A 21,592-nucleotide genomic window follows, 5' to 3' on the forward strand; every position below is an offset into this window, starting at 1 on the left:
TGGTGGCCGGCCTGTCGGGGCGCGGCGGCACCGGCTCAGGCAGCGTCGGCAGCTCGGTAACAACGTCCTCGGCGGGTGCATCGAGCGCTGCGAGTTCGGCGATATCCTCGGCTTCCACCGCCTCGGGGTCGGGGTCGGCCGGTGTCTCGAACGTCTCTTCGGCATCGAAAGCCTTGTCGGGCTCCTCGCCATAAGCCGAGACCAGGGCCGGCGGTTCGGCAGGGCCGCTGTCGGGGTGCTGCACCTGGGCCTGCGCCGCCTCGATCGCCTCGGCCAGCAGGTTCGGGTCGGATGGCAGTTTTGGCGTCGTCGCGGCCGCTGCGGCGACCAGCGGCGCCAGCACCGACGCGACGGCGTCCGATGCGGTGATCTCGGCCACCGCCTGGCTGTCGCGGTTGATGACATCGACCATGCCAAGGCCGATCTCGCGCTCGCCCAGGATCACCACGTCGGCGCCGAGCGTCTTGAGGTGCGTCTCTTCCTCGTCGGAATGGGCGCGGGCTACGATCAGCACCTTGGCGTTCTGCTTCCGCGCCTGCTCGACCGCCTGCCCCGCCTCGAAAGCATTGGGGATGGCGATCACCACCGTGGTCGCTCCGGCGACATTGGCGAGGGTCAGCACTTTGGACGCCGCGGCATTGCCGACCACCACCTCGATGCCGAGCGCCCGCGCAGCGTTGACGCGTCCCTCGGCGTCTTCGACCACAAGGAACGGCCCCTTCGCTTCGAGCAGCGCTTCACCCACCACCGAGCCGACGCGGCCGAAACCGACAATGATGACGTGACCCGACTGCCCGGTGGGCACCTGCGTCGCCTCGGTCTCCTGCGGCACGTCGGGGGCGGCGGCGCGCGGCGCACTGGCCACGAGGTCCGGCTCAGTGCGTTCCGCGGCGGCTGCCACCAACTCCGGCCGGCCAAAGCGGCTCTCCAGCGCGGGACGCAGCAGGTCGAGCACGAAGAAGATCAGCGGGTTGAGGATGATCGAGATAATCGACCCGGCGAGGATCAGGTCGCGCCCCTCTACCGGCAGGATGCCGAGCCCGACGCCGAGCGCCGCGAGGATGAACGAGAACTCGCCGATCTGCGCCAGGCTCGCCGAAATGGTCAGCGCCGTACCCACCGGGCGCTTGAACGCCAGCACGATCAGGAAGGCGAGGATCGATTTGCCGAAGATGATGATGAACACCGTCGCCAGCACCGGCAGCGGATCGGTAACGAGGATCATCGGATCGAACAGCATGCCGACGGCCACGAAAAACAGCACCGCGAAAGCGTCGCGTAGCGGCAGGCTTTCCTGCGCCGCACGGTGGCTGAGCTCGCTTTCGGAAAGGATCATGCCGGCAAAGAAGGCGCCAAGCGCCAGCGACACGCCAAACAGGTAGGCGGCGCCAGCGGCGACGCCCAGCGCGATGGCCAACACGGCGAGACGGAACAGTTCGCGGCTGCCGGTATGGGCAGTGTAGTGGAGAATGAACGGGATCACCCGGCGCCCCACCACCAGCATGAACCCGACGAACGCGGCGAGTTTCACCACCGTCACTGCCAGGATGCCCAAGACATCGAGATGGATGCCGAATATGTTCTCGACGAAGTCGACGAACGGATCGTGCAGCGCCGCGCCTTCAACGCCGTTGATCGAGGCAATGGCCGGGATCAGCACCAGGGCGAGCACCATCGCCAGATCCTCGACGATGAGCCAGCCGACGGCGATGCGGCCCTTTTCGCTGTCGACCATGTGCCGGTCCTGCAGCGCCTTGAGCAGCACCACGGTGGAGGCGACCGACAGCGCCAGGCCGAACAGCAGGCCGGCGCCGAGCCCCCAGCCGAGCAAGGTCGCAAGGCCAAGCCCCATGATGGTGGCACCGCCGATCTGGACGATGGCGCCGGGGATGGCGACAGCCCTGACGCTCAACAGGTCCTTGAGCGAGAAATGCAGGCCCACGCCGAACATCAGGAGGATCACGCCGATTTCGCTGAGCTCGTTGGCGAGCTCGGCGTCGGCAACGAAGCCGGGGGTGAACGGCCCGACCAGCACGCCGGCGACCAGGTAGCCGACGAGCGGCGGCATGCGTAGGCGATTGGCGATGGCGCCGAGAATGAATGCCAGCACCAGACCCGCAACGATCGTCGAGATCAGGGGTGTGCTGTGCGGCATCGGCAGGACCTCCGGCGGGAATTACCCCAAAACTGGTTGAAAGCGGTGAGAGCCTCGAAGATGCGGCATTGGCCGCCTCGCTGCAACCCAATGAGACCGGGAAAACTGCGGCAAAATCATGTGGGTGCTGGACAATCTCTCCGACTTTCGTCGAAAGCGCGGCTTCACCGCCGCCCGGCGAACGCGGGCCGAGGCTCAGCCCGCCATCACCAGCTTGATCTCGCCAAATGCCGGGGCGCCCGCGATCGCCGCCGGCACCTCGTCGAGGCGGATGGTGCGGGTAATCAGCTGGTCGAGCGACAGCGCTCCCGCCGCGATCAGCTCGGCGGCGCGCTCATGCGTCAGCGGGTTGAGCCAGGCGCTCTCGAGCCTGAGCTCCTTGGTGAGCAGTTCGAACGGCGCCAGCGCCACCTCTTCGCCCTCGGGCACCACACCGAACAGCACCACGGTGCCGCCGCGCCGCGCCATCGCGATGGACTGCCGCACGGTCTCACCGACCCCGGCGCACTCGAACACCACATCGGCGCCGCGCGGTAGCAGGGTCGCGATCGCCGCGACCGGATCGGCGCCGGCATCCACCACATGATGCGCGCCGAGTTCGAGCGCCAGCGCACGCCGCGGCTCCTGCCGCGTCGACAGCACCACCGTGCCGGCCCCGGCGAGCAGCGCCAGTTCGACCATCAGCAGCCCGATCACCCCGCCGCCGAGGATCACCACCGAGACGCCGGGGGCGATGCGCGCCACGTCGATGGCATGGAGGCAACACGACACCGGCTCGCAGAATGCTCCATGCAGCGGATCGAGCCCAGGCGGCAGCGCCACTGCCTGCCCGGCCGGCAGCAGCACGTATTCGGCAAAGCCGCCATCGCGATGGACGCCGATGGCACTGAGGCCGGCGCAAAGGTTCGGCCGTCCGCCGAGACAATCGGCGCAGTGGCCGCAGCAGATATTGGGATCGCCGGTAACCCGGGTGCCGATGCGGAAGCCCTCGACCGCCGCGCCGGCTTCTTCGACAATGCCGGAGAACTCGTGCCCCAGCGTCACCGGCTTGCTGGTCGGGAACTCGCCGCGGAACATATGGCGATCCGAACCGCAGATGCCGCAGGCTTCGATGCGGACCAGAAGGTCATGCGGACCGGGTGTCGGCCGCGGCACGTCTTCGATGATCAGCCGTTCCGGCGCCTGTAGCCGCACTGCCCGCATCCCGATGCCCTCTCGTTCGCACTATCATGTTACAAGCCGGTCCGCGGGCAAAGGCCCCCTTGCCGGCGCCAATCAGACCATCAGCCGGTCGATCTTTTCGGCGAGCCTCATGTCCTTGTCGGTCAGGCCGCCGGCCGCGTGGGTGGTCAGCGTAATGCGGACCTTGTTGTAAACGTTCGACCATTCCGGATGGTGGTCCATCTTCTCGGCGGCGAGTGCCACCCGCGTCATGAACGAGAAGGCTTCCGAGAACGTCTTGAACTTGAAGTCGTGGCTGATGGCGTCGGCCTGCGGATCGTAGATCCAGCCATTGAGCTTCAAAAGGGCAGCCTCGCGCGCCGCAGGCTCGAGCTTTTCGACCATTATGATTTTCCTCTTTTGCAACGACTCGGGAGATTGGGGCTGCATAACGCCCGATCCGTGGCAAAGGGTCCGGCGCCCCTTGGGACGCCGGACCTCGAACTAGGCAAGGGCAGCGGCATCGCCGGGCACGATGCGGGCGACATGGCCGCGCTCGACCCCGCCGTCATCGAGGTAGCCGATATGGCCCGGCTCGACGTCGATCTGCCATCCGGCGCTCGGGCCGTCGATCCAGTCGACATGGTAGCCGGTCTCGGTGAGCCGCCATTGGCCGGTGCGCCGCGTCCCGTCGGGCAGCGCCATGAACGCCTCGCTGGCGGTGCGGTAGTAGATCGCCGCCTCCTTGCCCGGCGCCATCGCCACATAGTGCGTGCTGCCTACCAGCAGCGCCGTGAGGGTGGTTTTGTCGGTGATGATCATCTGTGCATCCTTTCTGAGGCCTGCTGGCGACCGGCTGCATGCCGTGCTAGTCAAGCGGCTTGACGATTTAGCTTTAGGAACGGACTTGGTCAAGCATCTTGACGATGATCTCGCCAGCATCGACCATATCGGCCTCGCCCTGTGGCGAGCGGCGCATGACTGGCGCCACCGCATGCGGGAGGAACTGGCGGCCCGCGGCTACCCTTGGCACCAGAGCGCCGCCGGCGAGGTGCTGGCGCATCTTGGCCCCTCCGGCATCTCGCAGGCGCTGCTCACCGAACGCATGGGACTCAGCAAGCAGGCGGTGCAGCAGCTGGTTGACCAGCTCGAGGCGCAGGGCGTGGTCGACCGCGTTCCCGACCCTGCTGATGGGCGCGCCAAGCGGATTGTCCTGACCGAGCTGGGGCTGCGGGACTTTGCCGAACGCAACAAGGTCAAGCGGCTGATCGAGAGCCAGTATCGCGACAGGCTGGGACCGGAGGCATTTGCGGCGCTGGCCGCGGCGCTGGCCAGGCTTGCCGGCTGACCTGCGTCGGGTGTCGCCGCACGACGCGCCGCGAGAGAGAGCCGCAAGGGATGCAGCGATTGCCACTGATCGGTCCAAGAAAGCATAAACCATTCGCGCAATTGGCGCGCTGGAACCGCCCTTCGCCCCGACCCACAGGGGGCGCCACGCACTGGCCTGAAAGCAGGCATTAACGCCTCTCCGGGCACAATCATCACACCTTGGTGAGGTCTATGTTCGAGCCAGCGCACAAGTCACTGCCGCCAGTCGACTATGTTTCGATGATCCGGTCGCTCTATGCGGACCGGCGCGTCATGATGCTTGGCGCCCTGTCGTCGGCGCTCGTTGCCGCGGTCGCCGGCATCGAAGGCAACTCGTGGGTGCTGCTTGCCGTCGCCATCGGATTTGCCATTGTCGGCATTGCCCGCGACATCGACATGCGCGCCTTCGAGCGCAACGGCCTTGCCGACGACGATGTGCTGACCGCGACCCGTTGGGAGGCGCGCGCCACCATCGGCGCCGCTGCCATCGCCGGGCTTTACGCCTTCTGGATGAGCTACAGCTTCCTCGTGGTGAACACCCCGTTCGCCGAGATGAGTTCGCTCTCGGTCACTGTTGCCGTCCTGGTCGGCGTCGCCGGCCGCAACTTCGACATTGATCGCCTGGTCACCAGCCAGGTGATCCTGATCGGCGCCGGCATGGCTATCGGCATGCTGTTCGACGGCGCGCTGCACACCGCCATGCTGAGCGTGGTGCTGATCGCCTTCGTCGTCTCGCTGCGCAAGGTTTCGGCCAATATCCGCGCCATTCTGCTGCGCGCCGTGCATGGCCGCATCGAAGCCACCCGCCTCGCCTCCGAGCTCGACACCGCGCTCGAAACCATGCAGCACGGCCTATGCATGCTCGACGAGAACGGCCTCATTGCCGTCGCCAACGATCGCGCCGAGCTGGTGTTTTCGAGCTTCATGCCGGGCAACTGGGCTGGCCGGCCGTTTGCCGCGATGATCTCGGCGGCCGCAGCGCGCGGCACCATTCCGCAGCGCTCGGCCAGCCAGCTGATGGATACGGTCGATGCCGGCGATGGCGGTAAGGTCGTGCTGCGGCTTTCCGACGGTCAGTTCTGCGAAGTGACCGTGTCGTCCCGCCTCGACAAGACCGTGCTGCTGTTCGAAGACATCACCGAGCGCGTCAAGGCCGAGGAGCGCATCAACTACATGGCGCATTACGACACCCTCACCGGGCTGCCGAACCGCGCCTATTTCACCGAGCAGGTCGAAGCCGATCTCGAGCGCCGCCGCCACCATGGCGACAAGCGCCCCAACGACATGGCCATGCTGATGATCGTCGATATCGACGACTTCAAGCATGTCAACGATACCCTGGGGCACCTGATCGGCGATCGCGTGCTGATCGAGACCTCGGAACGACTGACCCGCGTGCTGGGCCGCGACAGCCTCGTCGCCCGGCTGGGCGGCGATGAATACGTCGTCTATCGCTCGGGTGGCGTGCAGCTTTCCGACACCGTCACCGACCCTGAGGCGATCCTTGGCGGCTTCCGCGGCCCGTTCGAGGTCGAAGGCGAGGTCTTCTCGGTCAATGTCTCGGTTGGCGTGGTGACGCTCACCGATGGCAGCGACGATCTCGATGCGCTGATGACCAAGGCGGACCTCGCGCTCTACAAGGCCAAGGCGCTCGGCAAGGGCCGCAGTCAGGTGTTCCACGACGAGATGGACACCGACTACCGCTATCGCCAGCGGCTGAAGGCCGAGCTGAAGCAGACCGTGGCCGATGGCGCTTTGTCGCTGGTGTTCCAGCCGATCGTCGACCTGAAGTCGAAGCGCGTGGTGAGCTGCGAGGCGCTGGCGCGCTGGCACCACCCCGAGCTCGGCTCGATCCCGCCCTCGCTGTTCATTCCGATCGCCGAGGAAACCGGCCTCATCTCCGAGATCAGTCGCTGGGTGCTGGCGACCGCCACCGCCGAATGCCGCAACTGGCCCGAGGAAGTGTCGGTGTCGGTCAACATCTCCGCCCGCGATTTCCGCAATGCCGACGTCGCCGCCATGGTGAAGACCGCGCTCGCCACCTCGGGTCTCGCACCGCATCGGCTGGAGATCGAGGTCACCGAAACCGCGGTGATCGAGGAACGCGCCGCTGCCACCAAGATCCTCGCCAAGCTCGCCAAGCAAGGCATCGGCATCGCGCTCGACGATTTCGGCACCGGCTATTCCTCGCTGAGCTACCTGCAGGCCCTGCCCTTCACCAAGCTGAAGATCGACCGCAGCTTTGTCATGGACATCGCCGAAAACCCGCGCTCGCTGAAGCTGCTCAGCAACGTCGCCCAGCTCGGCAAGGACATCAACCTCACCGTCACCGCCGAAGGCGTCGAGACCGAAGAGCAGCTCAACCTGATCGCCACCCATTCCAAGGTCGACCAGATCCAGGGCTACCTGTTCGGCGTGCCGCTGCCGCGTCGCGAGGTGTCCGAACTCATCGACCGCATGGCCGCCCGCGCCACGTTGGAGCGCGTCCTGACCGTTGGTACGACAAACCGCAAACGTGGTTAAGACGCCTAAACTCTTCTGACACTTGAGGGATTCACCATCGCCACGCCGAGTGTCCGCGCTTATGCGTAGATGGAGCGGCGGCCGTGCGCATTTGGCAATTTTATTATGCCTAACGAAAGGTTAAACTCCCTTCGAAAGTTGCGGAGTTCCCTATGCGTTCGGACTTGGAAGGTTCGGCAGCGACGTCGGCTGCACCGGTGTCTCGCTTCGCCGGCACGCTGATGGAGATACTGGACCGCGTTGAGTATTCGCGCGTCCGCATGGATGTCACCGACAATCCGATCTATCGTCTGCGCTACGAAGCTTATCGTCGCGAAGAGTCCGTGCCGTTCAATGATGCGGGCATTGTCGTAGATGATCTGGATACTGCACCAAACGGCATGAGTTTTGGTGTTCACATCGACGGCGAACTGGTCAGTTCTATCCGGCTGCATCATGTCAGCGCCAAACATCCTTTCGGCCCGTCGATGAAGAGTTGCCCTGATGTGCTTGAGCCGCTGCTCGCACGCGGCGAAACCTTCATCGATCCTTCGCGCTTCACCGCCGACTACGAAGCCTCGCTCGCCTACCCGGCCCTGCCGTTCCTGACGCTCAGGATCGCGGTGATGGCGTCGCTGTTCTTCAAGGCCGATGCCTGCCTGGCGCTGGTCCGACCCGAGCACACCGCGTTCTACCGTCGGGTGTTCGGCTCGGAGGAAATGTCCGACGTCCGGGTCTATCCCGGCCTCGCCTTCCCGGTGGCGCTCTATGGCGCCTACGTGAACACCAAGCTGCCGGCGACGCTCCGGCGCTACCCGTTCTTCATGTCGACCGAGGAAGAGCGCGAGAAACTGTTCGCCCGCGCCATGGACGAGCACTTCGAGGCCCCGCAGCGCGCCAGCTCGCGGCTGGCCTACGAGCGGGCGCTGCTGGAATCGCAGTTCGGCGGCCAGGCGGCGGAATAGGCCAGCCTTCTCCTGACCGATAGAGACGGCCCCCTCCCATCCTCCCCCATAAAGGGGGAGGTGAAGAGTCGAGGCTCCGTCTTCGATAGTGCCAATCACTCGATGCGGCACCTCCCCCTTCATGGGGGAGGATGGGAGGGGGCCGTCTGCTGCAGTCGGCGCCCTGGTGCGTCAGGCCTCAAGCCTCCGGAATCCACACCACCATCGAGCCCTGCCCGCGGTTGGCCCAGAGGTAGTAGGGCAGCGCCGTGAGCGTTGCCGGAGCCTCCTTGGGCGGGCTGGTGCGGTAGAGCGGCTTGAATTCGGCCTCGTCCACCGCCTTGCCGCTGGCCGTCAGCTGGACGATGCCGTCGAACAGGCTCGCTTGCTTGACGGCGATCTCGCTCTGGCGCGGCAGCTTGAAGCGCTGCACCGTGCCACCGGGATTGTCGGCTTCCTCGAGGCAGTAGACCAAGGGGCCACGGGTCAGCGCCACGCGGCCGACATCCATCACCACATGCGGGTTGGCATAGACGCGCTCGACCGGCATCGGCAGCTCGAGGCTGATCTTGTCGCCCTGCTTCCAGGTTCGGCTGATCGTGGCATAGCCGTTGACCGGGGCTAGGCGCACCGCCTCGCCATTGATTTTCGCCGTCGCGCCCTTGCACCAGCCGGGGATACGGAGCTTGACCTCGAACGCCTTCTCGGTCGCCGGGTCGATCTCGATGGCGATGTCGCCCGACCATGGATAGTTCGACACCTCGCGCACTGCCACTTCCGTGCCGCCGACATCGAGCTTGCTCGAGATCCCGCCATAGAGGTGGAAGGCAATGCCGTCGGGCGCCGTCGAGACGAAGTAGCCACCGACCGAAGCGACGAGCCGACTGACATTCATCGTGCAGCACGGACAGGTGTGCCAGTCCCAGCGGGTCGGCGTGCCGTTGCTCTCAAGCGGGTTCATGTAGAAATAGTGCTCGCCGTCGCGGCTGAGGCCCGAGAGCGCGCCGTTGTAGAGCGCCGTCTCCAGCACGTCGGCATATCTGCCGTCGAGATCGAGGTGCAGCATGCGCTGCGCCCAGAAGATCAGCGCCACCGAGGCGCAGGTCTCGGCATAGGCGGTCTGGTTGGGCAGGTCGAAATCGAAGGTGAAGCCCTCGTTATGCGCCGACGGCCCGAGGCCCGCCGTCACATACATCTTGGTCTCCATCACGTCGTTCCACAACGTTTCGCACGCCGCCTTCAGCCCCGCGTCGTTGAGCTCGACCGCGAGGTCGGCCATGGCGGTATACATGTACATGGCGCGCACCGCGTGCCCGACTACCTTGTCCTGCTCACGCACTGGCTTGTGCGACTGGCTGTACTCGTAGGTGCCCTGTACGTAGCGCTGGTACTCCCAGCCCTTCTTCTCGCGCTCCTCGCGCTCGACATCGAAATAATGCGGGTTGGGGTTGCCGCGCTCGTTGATGAAATAGGCGGCGAGGTCGAGGTGCTTTTTTTCCTTGGTCAGGTGGTAGAGCTTGATCAGCGCGATCTCGATCTCCTGGTGCCCGTCATAGCCGCGCTTCTGGCCCGGGCCGGTCCCGAAGGTCTGCCGGATATGCTCGACATAGCGCTCCATGACGTCAAGCCAACGGCGGCGGCCGGTGGTCTCGTAGTAGGCTATGGCGCCCTCGAGCATATGGCCCGCATTATAGAGCTCGTGGTTGTCGCGCAGGTTGCTCCAGCGCTTCTCCGGCTCGCGACCGAGGTACCACGAGTTCAGGTAACCGTCCGGCGCCTGTGCCCTCTCGAAGTCATCGATGATCGCTTCGATCTTGGCCTCGATGGCTTCATCGCGGCGATGGCTCAGCGCATAGGACGCGGCCTCGATCCATTTGCCGATATCGGAATCCCAGAACACCTGCACGGTGAACCCGTTGGCATGGCGCGGAAAGCGCAGCGGCGGCGGCGGGTTCGGCAGCTTCAGCATGTCGAGCGCCGTATATTCCTTCAGCTTGGCATGCTGACTCGGAATGGTGCGGGCGAGAACGGTATCGAGCCGTTCCTTCCAGAAATCGCCCTCAAGGCGCACATTCACGAACCGTACGGGGTGGTATTGGCTCAATCTTAGTCTCCTCTGGGCCGCACCCGCAGGCAGAGCGGGCGGGCATGATGATGCTTCATCGACTGCTCGAGTCCCGCACAACCAGCGTGCACGGAAGTCGACGCAAGCCGCGGATGGTTTCGCCGCCGATCATGTCCATCAGCAACCGCCCTGCCTCATGGCCGAGCGCCGCCAGGTTCATGTCGACGCTTGAAAGCGGCGGACGGGCCGCATCGGTCATGACGTTCCAGTTGTCGAACCCGACGATCGCCACCTGTCCCGGCACGTCGATGGCGCGCTCGCGCAACGCTTCGGCGGCGCCGCGGGCGATCTGGTCATTGCCGCAAAACAACCCATCGGGCCGCTCGGCCTTGCCGTCGAACAGCAGTCCCACCGCCTCGCGGCCCCAGGCCTCCGACCAGGGTCCTGGCAGGTAGTATTCGGGATGTTCCGGAAGCCCCGCCTCGCGCAGGGACTGCGAGTAGCCGCGTCGGCGCAACGTCACCGACTCGAAGTGTTCGGGGCCGGTCACGCAGGCAATGCGCGTGCAGCCGACCTCCGCCAGATGCCTGACCGCCAGCCGCGCCCCGCTCTCGTCGTCGGGCACCAGCGAAAGGGACTCTTCGTCATCGGCCTGCGAGAACACATAGATGACCGGCAGGCCCGGCGGCAGCGGTCCCACCGGCGAGCGCTTGTCGGAGCGACGGGCGGTCACGACGAGGCCATCGATGCGCTTGCCGAGCAATTGGTCGAGATGCTGCCGCTCGCGCTCCGGATCGTCGGTGGCATTGCACATGAAAATGGCGATGCCCTGGTCGGCGAACTCCTCCTCCAGCGCCTTGAAGATCGGCAGGGTGAAGCGGCCGAACGAGTCGGTGGAGAGCACTCCCACCGTCATCGAGCGCGTCCGGTGCAGGCTCTGCGCCATGTCGTTGGGCCGATAACCGATCTCCCGGGCCACCGCCATCACCTTGTCGCGGGTCTCCTGCCGCAGCCGCCCATTGGCGTTGAGCGCCTTCGAGGCCGTGCCGATGGACACCCCGGCAATCCGCGCGACATCGCGGATGGTCGGGCCGTGTCGGCCAGTGCGCTCGGAGATGCGTTCGTCGGTCATGCGGCTGGCCCTCTACCCCTTCACCGCGCCCGACATGAAGCCGCGCACGTAATAGCGCTGCAGCAACAGGAACAGGATGATGCAGGGAAGCGCCATGACAACCACACCGGCTTCAGTGGCGCCATAGTTGATGACCCCCATGGTCTGCTGTCTGAGATTGGCAACCGTCACCGGCAGCGGTTGCTTCAGTGGATCGGTGAGCAGGATCAGCGGAGCGAAGAAGTCGTTCCATGCGGCGAGGAAGGCGAACAGCCCCACCGTCACCAGCCCCGGCACCACCGAGGGCAGCATGATTCGCCACAGCACGCCGAAGCTGCTGCAGCCATCGATCTGCGCCGATTCCTCGAGCTCGCGCGGGATCGCCTCGAACGAGATGCGCATCATGTAGGTGGCGAACGGCAGCTGGAACATGGCGATCATCAGCGCCACGCCGACCAGCGAGTTGGAGAGCCCCACCGCATTGAGCATCACGTAGAGCGGGATCAGCAACGTGGCGTAGGGCACCATCAGGATCGACAGGGTCAGGAGAAACAGCGCGTCCTTGCCCCAGAACTTGAAGCGGGCGAAAGCGTAGCCGCCCAGCGTCGAAATGATCAAAGTGATGGCGACGGTGAGGATGGAGATCACCGCGCTGTTGCCCGCCACGGTCGGCAGGCCGGCGCCGAAATCGAACATCGTCTGGTAATTGCCCCAGCCGAAGCCCTCGCTCTGCGCCGTGCCCGCCTGCGGACTGACAGAGGCGTAAAAGCTCCAGACCAGCGGGAACAGGAAGATGATGGCGAGCCCACCGGTCAGGACGTAGTACGGGGTGCGGCCGAGGGCGGAGTCTTGCTTGCCGGCGATCATGGTCAGTCTCGCTCCGATCCGCGCAGGAAGCGGAACTGCAATATGTTGATCAGCACCAGGACGATCAGCACGAGGATCGACAGCGCCGCGGCAGTGCCGAGGTTCTGTCGCTGGAACGCCTCGCGATAGATCACCTGCACCGCCGTCACCGTGGTGTTGTCGGGGGCGCCCTTGGTCAGGATGAAGAACTGGTCGAAAGCCAGCAGTGATCCGGTGACGCACAGGATCGTCGCCAGCGACAGCGAGGGCCTGAGCAGCGGCAGCGTGATATGGCGGAAGTTCTGCCAGCTGGACGCGCCATCGAGCGAGGCCGCCTCATACAGGTCGTCGGGAATGCCCTGCAGCCCCACCGTCAGCACCAGCATGTAGAAACCTGCGAACTTCCAGACGACGAGGAAGGTTGTCGACAGCAGCGCCGCCAGCGACGTGCCGAGGAAGGCGATCGGGTTGTCGATCAGGCCCAGCGCTTCGAGTGGTGGGCTGATCGGGCCGATGGCGGGCGAATAGAAGCCGTAGGCCAGCAGCGATGCAGCGGCGAGGCCGAGCGACACCGGCAGCAGGAACACCGTCCTGAGGAACGCCGACCAGCGGGTGACCGTTTGCACCAGCAGCGCCAGCCCAAGCCCGAGCCCGAGCAGCATCACGGTCACCAGCACCGTGTATTGGACGGTGAACCAAACCGCCGGCCAGAACAGCGGGTTACGCCAGATCGAGACGTAGTTTCTGGGGAAGTTGAAACCCTCGTCGCCGGTCAGCAGGCCGTACTTGCTCAGCGACATCTTCACCACCAGCACCAGTGGGGTGAGGAAGAACACCACGATGAACACCAGCGTCGGGATCGTGTAGGCAAATCCGGTCAACTGGCGGCGCAGGTTGATACGTGAGCGCCGGACCGGTCGTTCCGCCGGCGCGGCCTCAGAGATCGACGTTATCGTCACTTCATATCCCCACCTCGACATATCGGTCCGGCCCCACAGCAGGGCGCCGGACCGACGGGCGCTGCAAGTTACTCGCTGAGCGAGTCGGTCATGGCCTGGTTGTTGGCCTCGAGGTTCGCCGCGTCGCCGAACACGGCGTCACGGAACAGCACGATCCACGGCCCCTGCGGGTCGTTGAAGGTGGCGCCGAAGTTCTTGCCGAGCGGCGTCTGGCCGTTGGCCCCCACGGTGTTGAATAGCTTGACGCGCGGATCGGTGATGTACTTGTTGTCGGCGAGATCGGTGCGGGTCAGCACGTTGCCGTTCTTGGCCACCACCTCGACCTGGGCTTCCTCGGACTGCACCCAGGCGATGAAGTTCCACGCCGCATCGGCCTTCTTGCTGTCGCGCGAGATACCAATGTCGTCGCCGCCTACGAAGGTCGACTGGCCGCCCTTGAGGCCGGCGATCGGCGCTACGCCGATGTCGGCATCATCGAGTCCGGTACCGACCAGCGCAGAAATCTGCGTCGCCGGCATCGGCTGCACGCCGATGACGCCCTTGGGGAAGAACGAGGTCCAGGTCGGGCCGGCCTCATCCTTGCTTTCCGGCATCATCACGGTGCCGTCGGCAACGAGGTCGTGGAAGACCTTGAAGATCGACTTCCACTCGTCGCTGTTGAAGTGCGCCTCGGTGCCTTCGGGGTTCATGATCGTCTCACCGTCGGCCCAGGCGATCGGGAACCAGGTGAAAGCGTTGCAACCGCCGCAATTGCCGCCGAAATACGTGCCGTGGATATCGCCGCCGAGCTTGGCGACCGCACGGGCCTGGTCGGCGAATTCCTGCAGCGAGGTCGGGCCCTTTTCGGGGTCGAGGCCAGCCTGCTTGTAAAGCTTCTTGTTCCACATCCACACCGACAGGTCGGCGATGAACGGCATGCCGTATTTCTTGCCCTCCCAGGTCGCAACATTGATGCCGGCTGGCGCCACCTTGTCGATGTTGGGCATGGCATCGATACGGGCCGTGATGTCCTGGAACAGGCCGGCAGAGGTCCAGTTCGGCATGAACACCACGTCGGCCGAGAACAGGTCCGGCAAGCCGTTGGCGGCAGCCGCGGCGCCGATCTTGGTCTGGTAATCGTCGGTCACCACGTAGGTAGCCGTGACCTGGTTCTTGTGCGAGGCATTATAGGCCTGCACCAGCTGGTCCACCCGCACCTGCGTCGCAGCGCGCGTCCACAGCGTCAGCTCGGTGCCATCATCCACGCCGAGCGGATCGGTGCTCTGCGCCACCACCGGCGTCGTCAGCATCAGCGCGGCAAGCGCCATCTGCCACAGTCTTGGCATTCTCATCAGTTCCCTCCCAATTGCCGATGCCATCCTCCGGTCCTGCCAAGCAGGTTCCTCCCGGCAAACAGCCACAAAAAAGCCCTCGCTGCCGCCCGCCACTCGGATCTTGTTGATGAGTTGACCAGGCAGGAAAAGCTTTTCTCAGTCTTAGGTCGCATGTTTTCCTGTCACGCGCAAGAGATCAGGAAAAGCTTTTCGCACGCTGCACCGCCGCTCTCCCCGCGGGGGTCGTCCGGGCAGAGCAACGCGTGCCGGGCACGCCCTGCAGCACCGTGCAGGTAGGGCCTACTGGCTCAGTCCGAGCTGCTTCAGCTCTGCCACCCAGTCGACGACGTTGGCCGTCGCCTGTTCATCGGGCAGAAACCCCTCGGCAAACTCGGCCAGGCGAAGGGCCGATGAATAGAGCATCACCAGTTCGCGGTTGACCTTGACCCGCGCCAGTTCCTCGTAGCGATCGATGATCCTCAGCGTCAGGTCGGCGGAGATCCAGTTGGAATAGCTGAGGTCGCGATGGCGCGAGCCGAAACCCGAGTCGGCAAAATCGAACACCCCGTTGAGCATGCCGGTCTCGTGGTCGAACGCCATATTCCAGCCATGGCCGTCGAAATAGCCGTAAACCAGCTCGTCGCCGGCGATGCTGAGCTTGCGATAGGCAGCGACCGTACGCTTCATGAACCCCTTGTAGCCACGAGGCAGCCGCTCCTCGGTCCGCGCGATGATTTCGTCGGGGCTCATCCACGGATCGACCCCGACCGCGCCCACCGCCTGCATGCGATTGAGCGGCAGCGCGTGGAGTTCTGCATAAAGCTGCGCCATCCGCGTTGCGAGCGCGTTGCGACGGCCTTCGTCGAGGGCAAGGTATTGCGGCTTTTCCAGCGAAGCACCCGGTAGCTTCAGGTGCTGCGAGAACGGTACCGGCCCCTCATGCAACACCATCTGCGGCAGCGGCATGGTGACACGTGGCTTGAGGAAGGCCAGCAGCGCCGCCTCGCGCCTGAGCCTGGCCTCGGCCTCCGCATGGCGCGCAAACTTGAAAATCCAGCCGTCGCACTCGAGCGCGACGCTGTCCCAGCCTTCGGTAAGCGAGACGAAGTTACCACCCGCGAATTGCGGCAGGGTGCCGATGACGAGCGCGCGCAATCGCGCCATCTCCGCTGCCGGCACCCCCTCCATCGTCACGACTCCCCATCAAGCGGGCAAGAATCTAGACGAGGCGGAGAGAAAGTCCAATCAAGCCGGGTGCAGTTCCCGCACCATTTGCTTGTGGCGGCGTGGCGCCTTGGCATGATGCTTGGCCTTGTCCGGCTGCGCCCGCCGGTGGGTTGGCATACGAACGCCGAGCGCATCGGCGACGGTCTTCTCCAGCAGGCGATCGAGTTCTGCCTTGTGCATGATGACGTCTCCTTGGCCGCGTGGAGTTATTCCCACGCCGTTGCGCGAAGAAACGCCCGTAGCCGAGGCGGAGTTGCGTGACCGGGACTTCAGTTTCCGGTGATCGGGCTTCGATGCACAAAGCATAATTTCCGTTAACGGTTTGAGCGGATACTCTCCGAACCGGAATTTAAGCGTCATCGGCTGTGTCAGTGTTTCCGCAACCGCGGAGGGGCAATATGCGGTCCGTAGGCCTGGCAGCACTCCTTGTTGCCATCCTCATTCTTCTGTTTCCGTACTACCGGCAATGGGTGCCATATATCCGCCTTTCGGTCGGCGACAGCCGGCTGCTCGGCAGCCTGTTTCTGGCGCTCGGCGCGCTCACGCTGGCGGTTTTCCGGCCTCGGGCTTAGCGGCGGCCGTTTCGTCCGGCTCCGGCAACACCGTCAGCCGATCGTGAGCGAATGCTTCGGCGAAGATCGCATCGACGCTTTGCGGCCGCTTGGGCAGCGGCGTGGAAAGAGCTTTCGACGCTGACACCGCGGCCGGCTTGGCCTCAACCGCGACCGGAGGCGCAGCCTTGGCAAGCTCAGCCGGCTGGCGGCCCGCTTTGGGGACAACAGCCAAAGCCGGACGAGCCGGCTTGGCCTCGGCGGTCGGCCTTGGCGTCACCGTCGGCTTCACCTCGGTTGCGACTTTGGCGACGGGTTTTGTTTCCACCACCGGCCCTGCAACGGGTCGCGCCAGCAACGAGGTCCTGGGCGCAGGGGGAACAACCGCGACGTCCGGCGTTGCTGCCGCCGCTACTGCGGCGCGCGCCTCGCGGAAGCGCCGGCTCAGTCGCCCATACTCCAGCATCGAATAGCCGAGCAACAGCATCAGGCTCCCTGCGACTCCGATCCCGAGGCCGACCAGCAGCCACACCAGCGCGTCGTAACTCATCGTGCCTCAAACCCCGGCCATTGGTTTGCCCGCTACCATGCCGGATTTGCCTTGCCCCCCGCAACCCGCGACAGTTGCGCCCAACCTCAGCAATCCGGTTGCCCGGCCTTTCTGAACATGAGACGACTAATCAATTGCCGTTGCCAGCCCGCCTGAGATCCCCATGCTGCAAGCCAGAACGCGCCCGCTGCTGCCCGACGTCGTCCGCTCCGAGCTCAGGCGCGCCATCATCGAAGGCGAGTTCCCGCCCGGCTCGAAACTGCCCAACGAGGATGCGCTCTGCGCCCGCTTCGCGGTAAGCCGCATCACCCTGCGTGAAGCGGTGCGTGGCCTGATCGAGGATGGCTACGTCGTCCGCCGCCAGGGCTCGGGCACTTACGTCACGGAAGGCCCGCGGCTGCGCAACTCGCTCGATACCAACTTCAGCTACACCGAGTATCTCGAAAGCACCGGCCTCAGCGTCACCAAACAGGTGCTGGGCGCCAAGCGTGTGAAGGCCGAGGACCAGGTGGTAGCGGCGCTGAACCTCGCGCCGGGGTCCGACGTGGTGGTGATCCGCCGCGTGCGCAGCGCCGACGGCCGGCCGGCGGTGTTCTCCATCGACAGCCTAGCGACCGATATCGCCGACGAGAGCACCGACCTCGCGGCCTTTGGCGACTCGCTCTACAAGCTCCTCGCCGAACGCGGCCACACCGTCGATCACGCCCGGGCCGTGCTGGCCCCGGTCAACGCCGATGCCGAACTTGCCGAATTGCTAAAGGTGCCGGTGGGCGCGCCGCTGCAACACCTGCGGCAGGTCGACCACGACACAGCCGGCCGCCCGGTGATGCTGTCGCTCGAGTGGCACGTACCCGAGGTGATCGAGTTGCGCGTCTATCGCCGCGGCCCGGGCCCGCAGCCCGGCGGCTGAACTCTGCCGAGGCGGTTCTAGCCCGCCGGCTTCAGCCGGTGGTCGAGCACCTCGCCGGCTTCCTCGAGCACCAGGTAGCCGATCGAGGCCATCAACGAGTTGATGGTCTTCATGGCGCGCAGCGTCTCGAGGTGGAGGTTGGAGGTGGCGAGGCTCGCCTCGGTGCCGTCCTTCAGCCGCTGCAGGTGCTGGCGCTGGCTCGCCGCCACCGCCTCGCGCATCCGGGTCTTTTCGACCACCAGCTTGCGCGCCTGGTTGAGGTCGCGAGTGACGAGCACGTTGCGCGCCAGCTGCATGTTTTCGACCACCTGGCTGTGCAGTTCCGCCAGTTCGCGCCAGCCGGTGGGCGAGAACGCGAGCCGCTGTTCGCGCCGCACTTCGGCAAGCCGCAGCAGCGTTTTGGTGATGGCGTCGCCGACATATTCGAGATTGACGGCGATAGCCGCGAGATCCTGTCCGCGCCGCGCGCTGTTGCTGTCGCCGTCGAACGACACCCGCGCCAGGTAGAGCTTGATGTCGCTCTGTGCCTGGTCGATCGCCGCTTCCATCAGCCGGGCCTGGCGGATCTTTTCCGCGTCGCCGGCCTTATAGATTTCCATCACCGGCTCGAACATCCGGCCGACGATCTCAGCCATGCGCAGCAGCTCGCGAGTGGTCGAAGCCAGCGCCATGCCCGGATCGCCCACGGCCGTCTCGTCGAGGCAGCTGGGCGGCACCCCGATGGCGGCAGCCGGGTCGCTCATCGCCGGCGCGCGGATCAGCCGCTCCATCAGCCGCGCGGTTGCCGAGGTCAGCGGCAGGCCAACGAGCAGCAGCGCCACGTTGAAGATGAGGTGCAATCCGACCAGCTGCTGCACCGGGCTGAAGCCCGCCGCCAGCGCCGAGCCGCCCAACAGCATCACCGCCAGCGCCAGCACCGCGCCGGCGAGCCGGGTGATCAGGTTCCCCGCCATCAGCCGCCTGGCTTCTATGCTGCTGTTCCGCGTCAACACGAAAGGCCCGATCGCCGTGCCGATATTGGCGCCGAGCAGCAGCGGCGCCGCCGCCTCGAACGGCAGCACCCCGTGCTGTGACAGCACCACCAGCAACAGGATGGTCGCCACCGACGAATGGAACAGCCAGGCGATCGCCGCCCCGGCGAGCAGCGCCGTCAGCGGCTCCCTGCCGAGATAGGCAACCACCGCCGGCAGCACCGCGCTGTTGCCGAGTGGCGCTGTCGCCTCGCTGAGCAGCTGCAGCGACACGAAGATCAGTCCGAGCCCGACCAGCGCCCGACCGCTCTGCTTCACCCGGCGTGACTTGCCCTTGAAGAACAGCAGCCCACCCATCACCAGCAGCACCGGCGGCAGCAGGCTCAGATTGAGGCTGAGGATCAGCACCACCAGCGCCGAACCGAAATTGGCGCCAAGCACGATGGCGAGCCCCGTCGCCAGCGCGAACATGCCGCGCGAGGCGAAGGCAGCGGCAAGCATTCCCGCCGCGGTAGAGCTCTGCAGCGCCAGCCCGAGCCCGGCGCCGACTGCGGCGCTGCGCACCGGCCCGTTCGTCGCCCGCAGCAGCCCGGTGATCTCCGGGCGCCAGCCGCGCTCGGTACCGGTATGCACCATATGCACCGCCCACAGCATCAGCGTCACGGCCCCCGCGACATGCAACAGGAAGAGATAGGCGGTCACAGGCTGGCCCTTTCATCTCAATTGATGCGCAACACGCGCGTTGATCTGCAACAATAGGCTGCTTCGGCGCGTTCGTCATGAATCCCGCGCGAATACGAGAGATTTGAGGCGGCAGACCGGAGTGACGGCCATGCTCGCAACAATAGGCCGCGCACCCTACATTGCCAGTGCATCCCAAGGAGAGCCGCCATGACCACAGTGAAGTATGAAGTCGTCCAGCATGACGGGGGCTGGGCCTACAAAGTGGGCGACGTGCTGTCGGAGACCTTCCGCACCCACACCGCCGCGCACGAGGCCGCCGAAGCCGCCGCCCGGCGCCAGCGCGTCGCCGGCGCCACCGACGGCATCGAGTACGAAGACGCGCGCGGCGTCTGGCATCAGGAAATCGCCGAGGGCACCGACCGTCCCGATACCGAGGTCAAGGACGACTGACCAGCCAAACCGCCGCTATTGCGACAGCTTGCCCCTCAGTTCGTCGAGTTCGAGGATACAGCGATCGATCTCCGACTTGAGCGACCGCCGTTCCGCCGAACTCATCGGGTTCTTGGTGCCCGGCCGACTCTGCCCGACAATGTCGCGCAACGTGGCGATCTCGCGCTTCAGTTTGGCAATTTCGCTCGTCGCTAGCATTGAGGCTCTCCGTGGTCGGGTCTTGTCACCCGCGGGGCGGCTGTTAGGCAAGCTGCAATGCTCGATGTGGCCGCGAGCCGCCGAGGGCAACGCCTGACGCCGACGCAGCGCATCGGCTCCACTCGCATGGACGCGCGCAAGACCGGGAGAGCCTCTTCTGCAAGGGGCGATCGACAGGTGGCGATCACGGACGAGCTTCAACGCCGCTGATGTCTGTCACTCCGGCCGCCAGCTCAGCGAACTTCGCGGCACCCTCCAGCGTTTCAAGGTCGGCCGGAGCGCTGAGCGCCTTGCGTGCCCGACCGGCCGCATCACGTGCAACGGCAAGAGCGGCGGGACGCAGATGCTGATTCACAGTCGAAATCACCTCGAGGCTGACAAGCAGGCGCACCACGACTTCGATCGTCGCAGCGCCGTCACGCCCGATGGGTCGGAATGCGTCCTCAAGCAGATCCTGAGGCGCCAGCGCCAGAATGGACAGGCGATCGTAAACCACATCGCCTTCGGTCTTGCCCGGCTGCCAATGAACCAGCAGCCGGGTAACCGTGCCGATTACGCTGATGGCGGTACCCGGATCGTTGACGGCTGGCGATAGTGCCCGGTCCGCGATCTCCGCCAGTACAATGAAACCGAAGCGCGGATCGCTCTCGAAACTGCGTTGGTCCCCGATAACAAAGGCATCCACCAGCTCGGCGGCCAACTCGTCTTCGAGATGCCCCTCCACGTGCATCAGCGGACGCAGAGGTGAGACGTAGGTGCCCGGTCTCGCCGTGACGGCGATCCGGAGCTCGTGCTTCTCAGCAAGCTTCTGCAACCGCGCCGCATCGAAATGCTGGACATGGCCAAGCTTGTCGGCGCGAACGGGTTGGCCCACGGGCGCTCCCTCGAGGGGGTGACCGTCGAATAGCGGGTGCTTCTCCAGCAATTGCAGGGCCGCGGCGGTGGCTTCCTCCACTCGGCTTATAGTGTGACCCACCCGGCCGATATTGGAGATCTGGGCGATCCACCGGATCAGGGCGGCGATGACCACTGCAACCACAGCCAGCGTAACGGAGAACAGCAGCATGCGACCCGCCGAGCTGTAAATGCCCGCAGACAGCCCCAGGATCGCAAGGATCGAGAACAGGAACGCGCCGATGAACACCGAGATCGACGTCTGCGCACCCCGGTCCCCGATGATCAGCGCGACCGCACGCGGCGAAGTCGCCGCCGAGGCGGAGGACAGCGCGCTGACCAGCGTCGAGAGCGCGAAGACGGAAACCGTCAACAGGCTCGTGGCCAGAATCTCGAGGACCGACTGGATGGCCTGCTGCGAGATCGTCAACGGCAACTCGTCCGGAGCCCACCGCGCGACGTAGAACGCCAGCCCGATCGTCAGCATTGCAAAGGCCGAGAACGCGGCGGGCAAGAACCACATCTTGTTCAGCAGTTGACGAAGATAGAACGACAACTGTGTCACGATCTGTCACCTACTGGACCAAGCGGTGCGCTGAGCACCTTGACCAGCGTACGCTCGCCCGCGACCCGGGAAAGCACATAGGCCGGCAAGCCCACAACCGCAGTGCGTACCAACCCGTTCGAGCCCTGGAACAACAGGTCCGTCCAGCTCATCCGGTATTCCAATCAA

21 protein-coding genes and 1 pseudogene are annotated in these 21,592 nt (G+C 65.3%); 6 read left to right on the forward strand and 16 right to left on the reverse strand.

The features are described 5' to 3' along the window. Nucleotides 1–403 precede the first annotated feature (403 nt). The 4 genes and pseudogenes from VGV07_RS21690 to VGV07_RS21705 all read right to left on the reverse strand — a co-directional run. Nucleotides 404–2,155, reverse strand: a pseudogene (locus VGV07_RS21690) (cation:proton antiporter); the annotation flags it as partial. Between the two features lie 195 nt (nt 2,156–2,350). Continuing rightward, nucleotides 2,351–3,358 carry a zinc-dependent alcohol dehydrogenase family protein gene (locus VGV07_RS21695; RefSeq protein ID WP_326870820.1) on the reverse strand — a complete coding sequence of 336 codons (1,008 nt, stop codon included), beginning with the start codon at nt 3,356–3,358 and terminating at the stop codon, nt 2,351–2,353. A 72-nt stretch (nt 3,359–3,430) separates the two neighbouring features. Then, a complete protein-coding gene (locus VGV07_RS21700) occupies nt 3,431–3,721 on the reverse strand; it encodes a 4a-hydroxytetrahydrobiopterin dehydratase (protein ID WP_326870821.1) in 291 nt (96 codons plus the stop codon). A 99-nt stretch (nt 3,722–3,820) separates the two neighbouring features. After that, entirely contained in the window at nt 3,821–4,138 is a 318-nt protein-coding gene (locus VGV07_RS21705; protein WP_326870822.1) for a hypothetical protein, read from the reverse strand. Between the two features lie 85 nt (nt 4,139–4,223). Between VGV07_RS21705 and VGV07_RS21710 the strand changes: the two genes are divergently transcribed. The 3 genes from VGV07_RS21710 (at nt 4,224) to VGV07_RS21720 (ending at nt 8,151) form a co-directional block, all read left to right on the forward strand. Continuing rightward, nucleotides 4,224–4,664 (forward strand): MarR family winged helix-turn-helix transcriptional regulator, encoded by a 441-nt coding sequence (locus VGV07_RS21710; protein WP_326870823.1) that lies wholly within the window; start codon nt 4,224–4,226, stop codon nt 4,662–4,664. A gap of 212 nt (nt 4,665–4,876) precedes the next feature. Then, nucleotides 4,877–7,207 carry a putative bifunctional diguanylate cyclase/phosphodiesterase gene (locus VGV07_RS21715; RefSeq protein WP_326870824.1) on the forward strand — a complete coding sequence of 777 codons (2,331 nt, stop codon included), beginning with the start codon at nt 4,877–4,879 and terminating at the stop codon, nt 7,205–7,207. Between the two features lie 152 nt (nt 7,208–7,359). After that, entirely contained in the window at nt 7,360–8,151 is a 792-nt protein-coding gene (locus tag VGV07_RS21720; protein ID WP_326870825.1) for an N-acyl amino acid synthase FeeM domain-containing protein, read from the forward strand. A 178-nt stretch (nt 8,152–8,329) separates the two neighbouring features. On the opposite strand, the gene VGV07_RS21725 is transcribed toward VGV07_RS21720, so the two are convergent. The 7 genes from VGV07_RS21725 to VGV07_RS21755 all read right to left on the reverse strand — a co-directional run bounded on the left by VGV07_RS21725 (nt 8,330) and on the right by VGV07_RS21755 (nt 15,831). Beyond that, nucleotides 8,330–10,234 (reverse strand): glycoside hydrolase family 127 protein, encoded by a 1,905-nt coding sequence (locus VGV07_RS21725; RefSeq protein WP_326870826.1) that lies wholly within the window; start codon nt 10,232–10,234, stop codon nt 8,330–8,332. Nucleotides 10,235–10,289: 55 nt separating this feature from the next. Further along, nucleotides 10,290–11,327 carry a LacI family DNA-binding transcriptional regulator gene (locus VGV07_RS21730; protein WP_326870827.1) on the reverse strand — a complete coding sequence of 346 codons (1,038 nt, stop codon included), beginning with the start codon at nt 11,325–11,327 and terminating at the stop codon, nt 10,290–10,292. A 12-nt stretch (nt 11,328–11,339) separates the two neighbouring features. Further along, nucleotides 11,340–12,173, reverse strand: coding sequence for a carbohydrate ABC transporter permease (locus VGV07_RS21735; protein ID WP_326870828.1), 834 nt, complete (start codon nt 12,171–12,173; stop codon nt 11,340–11,342). 2 nt (nt 12,174–12,175) lie between these two features. Further along, nucleotides 12,176–13,111, reverse strand: a complete 936-nt coding sequence (locus VGV07_RS21740; protein WP_326870829.1) for a sugar ABC transporter permease — start codon at nt 13,109–13,111, stop codon at nt 12,176–12,178. Between the two features lie 68 nt (nt 13,112–13,179). After that, nucleotides 13,180–14,442, reverse strand: coding sequence for a sugar ABC transporter substrate-binding protein (locus tag VGV07_RS21745; RefSeq protein ID WP_326870830.1), 1,263 nt, complete (start codon nt 14,440–14,442; stop codon nt 13,180–13,182). A gap of 282 nt (nt 14,443–14,724) precedes the next feature. Continuing rightward, nucleotides 14,725–15,579, reverse strand: a complete 855-nt coding sequence (locus tag VGV07_RS21750; RefSeq protein WP_326870831.1) for an aminoglycoside phosphotransferase family protein — start codon at nt 15,577–15,579, stop codon at nt 14,725–14,727. Nucleotides 15,580–15,669: 90 nt separating this feature from the next. After that, nucleotides 15,670–15,831, reverse strand: a complete 162-nt coding sequence (locus tag VGV07_RS21755) for a hypothetical protein (RefSeq protein WP_326870832.1) — start codon at nt 15,829–15,831, stop codon at nt 15,670–15,672. A 218-nt stretch (nt 15,832–16,049) separates the two neighbouring features. Here VGV07_RS21755 and VGV07_RS21760 point away from each other — a divergent pair, with 218 nt between their 5' ends. After that, nucleotides 16,050–16,223, forward strand: a complete 174-nt coding sequence (locus tag VGV07_RS21760; RefSeq protein WP_326870833.1) for a hypothetical protein — start codon at nt 16,050–16,052, stop codon at nt 16,221–16,223. Here the strand turns inward: VGV07_RS21760 and VGV07_RS21765 are convergent. Continuing rightward, nucleotides 16,192–16,752, reverse strand: coding sequence for a hypothetical protein (locus VGV07_RS21765; protein WP_326870834.1), 561 nt, complete (start codon nt 16,750–16,752; stop codon nt 16,192–16,194). The genes VGV07_RS21760 and VGV07_RS21765 overlap by 32 nt on opposite strands. Before the next feature lie 163 nt (nt 16,753–16,915). On the opposite strand from VGV07_RS21765, the gene VGV07_RS21770 reads away from it, so the two are divergent. Beyond that, complete coding sequence (locus VGV07_RS21770; protein ID WP_326870835.1) at nt 16,916–17,662, forward strand: GntR family transcriptional regulator; 747 nt, start codon at nt 16,916–16,918, stop codon at nt 17,660–17,662. Between the two features lie 17 nt (nt 17,663–17,679). Here VGV07_RS21770 and VGV07_RS21775 read toward each other — a convergent pair whose 3' ends face one another. Next, on the reverse strand, nt 17,680–19,335 hold the full coding sequence (locus VGV07_RS21775) for a Na/Pi cotransporter family protein (protein WP_326870836.1): 1,656 nt from the start codon (nt 19,333–19,335) through the stop codon (nt 17,680–17,682). 189 nt (nt 19,336–19,524) lie between these two features. Here VGV07_RS21775 and VGV07_RS21780 point away from each other — a divergent pair, with 189 nt between their 5' ends. Continuing rightward, nucleotides 19,525–19,767: a DUF2188 domain-containing protein gene (locus tag VGV07_RS21780; RefSeq protein WP_326870837.1), complete on the forward strand. Its 243-nt coding sequence runs from the start codon at nt 19,525–19,527 to the stop codon at nt 19,765–19,767. A gap of 15 nt (nt 19,768–19,782) precedes the next feature. Here VGV07_RS21780 and VGV07_RS21785 read toward each other — a convergent pair whose 3' ends face one another. The 3 genes from VGV07_RS21785 to VGV07_RS21795 all read right to left on the reverse strand — a co-directional run bounded on the left by VGV07_RS21785 (nt 19,783) and on the right by VGV07_RS21795 (nt 21,576). Next, entirely contained in the window at nt 19,783–19,965 is a 183-nt protein-coding gene (locus tag VGV07_RS21785) for a hypothetical protein (RefSeq protein ID WP_326870838.1), read from the reverse strand. Between the two features lie 184 nt (nt 19,966–20,149). Continuing rightward, nucleotides 20,150–21,424: a DUF2254 domain-containing protein gene (locus tag VGV07_RS21790; RefSeq protein WP_326870839.1), complete on the reverse strand. Its 1,275-nt coding sequence runs from the start codon at nt 21,422–21,424 to the stop codon at nt 20,150–20,152. Beyond that, the gene (locus tag VGV07_RS21795) at nt 21,421–21,576 is read right to left on the reverse strand and encodes a hypothetical protein (protein ID WP_326870840.1); all 156 of its coding nucleotides are present in this window, start codon (nt 21,574–21,576) and stop codon (nt 21,421–21,423) included. The genes VGV07_RS21790 and VGV07_RS21795 overlap by 4 nt, the downstream gene beginning before the upstream one ends. Nucleotides 21,577–21,592 lie beyond the last annotated feature (16 nt).

It is taken from the genome of Devosia sp. (genome assembly GCF_035944845.1).
GTDB lineage: Bacteria > Pseudomonadota > Alphaproteobacteria > Rhizobiales > Devosiaceae > Devosia_A.

Excerpts from the sequence above, each read along its gene's own strand:
- VGV07_RS21695 (WP_326870820.1), bottom strand. The coding sequence starts at position 3,358 with ATGCGGGCAGTGCGGCTACAGGCGCCGGAACGGCTGATCATCGAAGAC.
- VGV07_RS21700 (WP_326870821.1), bottom strand. The coding sequence starts at position 3,721 with ATGGTCGAAAAGCTCGAGCCTGCGGCGCGCGAGGCTGCCCTTTTGAAG.
- VGV07_RS21705 (WP_326870822.1), bottom strand. The coding sequence starts at position 4,138 with ATGATCATCACCGACAAAACCACCCTCACGGCGCTGCTGGTAGGCAGC.
- VGV07_RS21715 (WP_326870824.1), top strand. The coding sequence starts at position 4,877 with ATGTTCGAGCCAGCGCACAAGTCACTGCCGCCAGTCGACTATGTTTCG.
- VGV07_RS21720 (WP_326870825.1), top strand. The coding sequence starts at position 7,360 with ATGCGTTCGGACTTGGAAGGTTCGGCAGCGACGTCGGCTGCACCGGTG.
- VGV07_RS21730 (WP_326870827.1), bottom strand. The coding sequence starts at position 11,327 with ATGACCGACGAACGCATCTCCGAGCGCACTGGCCGACACGGCCCGACC.
- VGV07_RS21735 (WP_326870828.1), bottom strand. The coding sequence starts at position 12,173 with ATGATCGCCGGCAAGCAAGACTCCGCCCTCGGCCGCACCCCGTACTAC.
- VGV07_RS21745 (WP_326870830.1), bottom strand. The coding sequence starts at position 14,442 with ATGAGAATGCCAAGACTGTGGCAGATGGCGCTTGCCGCGCTGATGCTG.
- VGV07_RS21755 (WP_326870832.1), bottom strand. The coding sequence starts at position 15,831 with ATGCACAAGGCAGAACTCGATCGCCTGCTGGAGAAGACCGTCGCCGAT.
- VGV07_RS21760 (WP_326870833.1), top strand. The coding sequence starts at position 16,050 with ATGCGGTCCGTAGGCCTGGCAGCACTCCTTGTTGCCATCCTCATTCTT.
- VGV07_RS21765 (WP_326870834.1), bottom strand. The coding sequence starts at position 16,752 with ATGAGTTACGACGCGCTGGTGTGGCTGCTGGTCGGCCTCGGGATCGGA.
- VGV07_RS21770 (WP_326870835.1), top strand. The coding sequence starts at position 16,916 with ATGCTGCAAGCCAGAACGCGCCCGCTGCTGCCCGACGTCGTCCGCTCC.
- VGV07_RS21780 (WP_326870837.1), top strand. The coding sequence starts at position 19,525 with ATGACCACAGTGAAGTATGAAGTCGTCCAGCATGACGGGGGCTGGGCC.
- VGV07_RS21785 (WP_326870838.1), bottom strand. The coding sequence starts at position 19,965 with ATGCTAGCGACGAGCGAAATTGCCAAACTGAAGCGCGAGATCGCCACG.
- VGV07_RS21795 (WP_326870840.1), bottom strand. The coding sequence starts at position 21,576 with ATGAGCTGGACGGACCTGTTGTTCCAGGGCTCGAACGGGTTGGTACGC.